Source organism: Romboutsia sp., from assembly GCF_051659545.1.
Taxonomy (GTDB): domain Bacteria; phylum Bacillota; class Clostridia; order Peptostreptococcales; family Peptostreptococcaceae; genus JBOFOR01.
Genome location: NZ_JBOFOR010000046.1, coordinates 1 through 4461 on the forward strand (window position 1 = coordinate 1; position 4461 = coordinate 4461).

Annotated in this window: 6 protein-coding genes; all 6 read left to right on the plus strand. The window is 28.8% G+C overall.

The features are described 5' to 3' along the window. Positions 1-289: 289 nt before the first annotated feature. Positions 290-862, plus strand: a complete 573-nt coding sequence (locus ACRC03_RS02660) for a class I SAM-dependent methyltransferase (protein ID WP_438651010.1) — start codon at positions 290-292, stop codon at positions 860-862. A 172-nt stretch (positions 863-1034) separates the two neighbouring features. Next, the gene (locus tag ACRC03_RS02665) at positions 1035-1565 is read left to right on the plus strand and encodes a GNAT family N-acetyltransferase (RefSeq protein ID WP_438651005.1); all 531 of its coding nucleotides are present in this window, start codon (positions 1035-1037) and stop codon (positions 1563-1565) included. 39 nt (positions 1566-1604) lie between these two features. Then, the gene (locus tag ACRC03_RS02670) at positions 1605-2135 is read left to right on the plus strand and encodes a GNAT family N-acetyltransferase (RefSeq protein WP_438651006.1); all 531 of its coding nucleotides are present in this window, start codon (positions 1605-1607) and stop codon (positions 2133-2135) included. A 135-nt stretch (positions 2136-2270) separates the two neighbouring features. After that, positions 2271-2747, plus strand: coding sequence for an NUDIX hydrolase (locus ACRC03_RS02675; RefSeq protein WP_438651007.1), 477 nt, complete (start codon positions 2271-2273; stop codon positions 2745-2747). A gap of 255 nt (positions 2748-3002) precedes the next feature. Further along, positions 3003-3530 (plus strand): hypothetical protein, encoded by a 528-nt coding sequence (locus ACRC03_RS02680; RefSeq protein WP_438651008.1) that lies wholly within the window; start codon positions 3003-3005, stop codon positions 3528-3530. Between the two features lie 144 nt (positions 3531-3674). Beyond that, the coding region (locus ACRC03_RS02685; RefSeq protein WP_438651009.1) for a class I SAM-dependent methyltransferase at positions 3675-4461 on the plus strand (787 nt) is incomplete at its 3' end.

The following is a 4461-nucleotide window of genomic DNA, read 5'->3' on the forward strand; positions in this document are numbered from 1 at the left end:
ATTTTGATGTAACATATAAAAATACCCTTTCTCAAGAAGTTGGATTACTAGTTGTAGTAAACTTATTAAACCATTTTTCTTGACGAAAGGGTATTATTTTTTTTGCAAAAAAGACATTTTATTTCTTGGACGTACCTTAAATAAAAGAATATCAATACATGATAAATATTCAACTAATAAGTTGGGATTTGGGAATTGGATAGTTTCAAATTATGATATTTTGCCTAATTCTATGATTTTAGAACTAGGATGTGGAACAGGAGATATGTAGCTAGAACATATAGATGTAATAGAAAATAGTTCCAAATTAGTGCTAACAGACTTTTCTCAAGGTATGTTAGAAAGTGCACGAGAAAAATTGGAGAAACATGAGAATATAGATTTTGAAGTGGTTGATATTCAAAATATACCATTTGATGATGAAAGTTTTGATGTTGTTATTGCCAATATGATGTTATATCATGTTCCGGATTTAAACAGAGGACTTTTAGAAGTAAGACGTGTACTTAAACCTGGTGGGAAATTTTACTGTGCTACATTTGGTGAAAATGGAATTGTTGAATATATAGAAACGGCTTTAAAGGAATTTATTGTTACTGAAACAAAAAATAATGTTTTTACTCTTCAAACTGGACCTAGTAAATTATCTAATCATTTCAAACATGTAGAAAGATTAAATTATGAAGATTCATTAGCAGTCAGTGATATAGATTATATCATAGATTATATTTATTCATTGGATCAGATGACTAATCTTAATAATATTAAGAGTGAGGTTATCAAAGAGGTTTTAGAAAGTAAAAAAGAGAGTGGTATTTTAAATATACCAAAAGAATACGGCATGTTTGTTTGTATAAAGTAACTTAGATAATTCTGTATGCAAAATTATGGTGATTATAAGCTTCTAATATTAATTTATACAACAACATATTTTATACTAAGGAGATTTCCAATGAAGATAGAAATAATAAAAGAAAAATAAAAAAGATTACTTAGATTTACTATTAGTTGATATGGTTTATTTAAAGAAAGAGGTGTGCAATTTGAAGGAACAATATTATTTAACAGAACCTACAATGGAAGATGAGGAAGCTATGAAGCTTTTGATTACAAAATGGAAAGAGTTTGGTGGAAGAATGAATCCTGGACTACTGAAACGTTATAATACTGATTACAGAGAGTGGCTACAGTGTATTGAAGACTGGAGCAAGGGGATTAATATTGGAGAGAAAGTTCCACAAACATTATTTTTTCTTAAAAATAGGGAAGGTACAATATTGGGAGCAACATCCCTTAGACATTATTTGAACCATACAAATATCGTAGCTGGTGGTCATGTAGCATACGGAATATGTCCAGAATACAGAGGATGTGGGTACGGAAAATTAATTCTTAATTTAGCTTTGAAAAAACTGTCAGAAATGGGAATTGAAAAAACTCTTGTAACTTGTGACACTGATAATATTGAGTCTCAAAAAGTGATTTTATATAACGGTGGTGTTTTAGAAAATCAAACTTATGATGAGGATGGAATTTCTATTAACCGATATTGGATAGATAACTAAAAATTATGAGTATAGTAGATAAATTTGAATTTATAGGAGATGTTGGATATTATAATTAGATTAGGAATAGAGGATGATATTGATAAATTAGAAGAACTTTATGATGAACTAAACGATCACTTAGAAAATTCTATAAATTATCCAGGTTGGAAAAGAGGTATATATCCAATTAGAGAGGATGCAGTTAATGGAATTAAAGAGAGTGCTTTATATGTTGCAAGTATAAATGATAGAATTGTAGGTTCAATAATATTAAGCCATAAACCTGAGCCTGCTTATTCAGATGTAATTTGGCAAAAAGAATTGAGCTATTCAAATGTATTTGTAATTTATACATTTGTTGTGCACCCAAAATACTTTAATCAAGGAATTGGTAAGGCATTGATTGAATTTTCTAATGAACATGGCATGAATAATAATGTAGAGGCACTTCGTTTAGATGTTTATGAGGGTAACTTGCCAGCAATAAAACTTTATGAAAAACTTGGTTTTAAATATATTGATACTGTTGATTTAGGATTAGAGCATTATGGATTAAAATGGTTTAGGGTATATGAAAAGTTAATCTAATAATATGAAATTAATAGAATGTAGATAAATTCCAATTTATTGGTAAGGTAGAATTTAAATGATTGATATAATTAGTAATACTAATATAATATGGTGTAAAAAAGAGAGAAATATATATTTATGAGGGTGTAATAATTGGATTTAACATTTTACACATCAGAGGGAAGATTTAACTATAGAGTTGGAGCCATTATAATTGAGGATAATAAATTATTACTTGTTAAAAACCGTAAAGCAACGTATTTTTATAGTGTTGGTGGCAGAGTTAACTATAATGAGACTTGCGAGGAAGCAGTTAAAAGGGAAGTTAAAGAGGAACTTGGAATTGATATGGAGATTGATAGGGCTGTTTTCTTTCACGAACAATTTTTTGATGAGAAAGATAGCAATGAGCATTTTCATGAAATTGCAATGTATTATTTGATGAAAGTTCCAGATAACATAACTGACATTAGATGTTGTTCAGTAGCTGAGAATGGTATTGAGGAAGACGTTATTTGGTTACCAATAGATAGTCTTAGTAATTATACAGTTTTCCCAAGTTTTTTTGCAAAAGCACTTTTAAATTTACCTAAAAGCTTAAAAAATATAGTTGAAATACAAAAGCGTTAAATATTCAATTAAATAAAAAGGAGTTGGGGGACTATTAAAACATTTAATAATATTCAATACAATAGTGTAGGAGATGGAAATGTAGTTGTATTTTATAACAATGATGTATTTGCTAAAGAAACTTTAGAACAAGCTAAAATATGTATAGAGAAACTATATAAGAAATTTTTAGTAGAGGAGAATATATTTAGAAACACCATCAATATTTTTTTAGCACCAAATAGAAATGAATTTGAATATCTTATTCTAAATATTTTGAAAATCAATATAAAAATGCCAACGAGCAAAGGAAGAATTGCACAACCTCAAGGAACTGATCTAGTTCTTTTATGTCCCTCAGCATATGAAACTGATTCCATATATAAGTATAACTATGAAGAGTATAAAAGACTTTTAATGCATGAGATGGTTCATGTATTTCATGAACATTTAAGTATAGATATGGAGAATATAGCAAGGTGGTTTAGTGAAGGTGTAGCTGTATATTTATCAAAGCAATATAAGTATGAAGATGAATTTAATAAGTCTGTAATTAATGGGGTCTCAAACAATAAAACACCTAAAATTTCAGACATAATTGATGATGTTATGCTTTCTTATGACTGGGGATGGACTCTTGTTAAGTATATAAATGACACTTATGGATTTGATGCAATACTTAATATTATAAGAAATTGTGGAAGTAGTGATGTCATAGGATTTATTAAAGTAGATAAAGTTGAGTTTGAAGAAAATTGGAGAGAGTGGTTATTAAAAAATGTACTTATATTAATAGTTCAATAAGCTAAATATGAGCTGATTAAAATGAGTAATGATGATACACAACGTGAAATTTATGAAATGAGAGCTAAAACTTTAAAAGATAAAGTAAGTGCTTTAAATGAAGCAGAGAAAAAAGGAATTTTCAAGTGATGTAGGAGGGGAACTATGGAGGATATAGATAATGTATTAGAGTTTTATGAAAATGGAGCAGAAAATGGAAGATTAGAAAGAGGACTTGGGAAAATAGAATTATATAGAACTAAAGAAATTTTAAATAAGTATATTAAAAGTAAAGACAATGTAATTTATGATATAGGGGGTGGAATCGGGGTATATTCATCTTGGCTTGCAGAAAAAGGCAACAATGTACATCTATTAGAGCTAGCACCTTCAGCTATAAAAGTTGCTATTGAAAACCAAAGCAATACGACGTTTATTGCAGAAGTTTGTGATGCAAGAGATTTAGATAGAGCTGATGAAAGTGCAGATATAGTTTTATTGATGGGACCTCTGTATCATTTACAAAATAAATGGGATAGAACACAGGTATTAAATGAAGCTAAAAGAGTTTTAAAAAAGGGCGGACTTTTATTTTCAGTAGGCATATCAAAGTTTAGTTCTACAACATGGGCATTATCAACTTATGGTAAAAGTAACAATTTTTTAGATGATGATATTTATAAAAATATGATAGAAAAAGAACTTCTATCAGGAATTCATATAAGACCAAAAGAATATCCATATTTCATAACTCAAGCTTATTTCCACACACCATTAGAACTTCAACAAGAAATTGAATTAGTAGGGTTTGAAACTATACAAAAACATGCCATAGAGGGATTAATTTGGTTTACACCGTTCTTAGAAGAAAAATGGAAAGAGGAAAATAGCAAAGAGCAACTTTTAAATATAGTTAGACTTACAGATACGGAAGAATCAGTTATGGGTATGA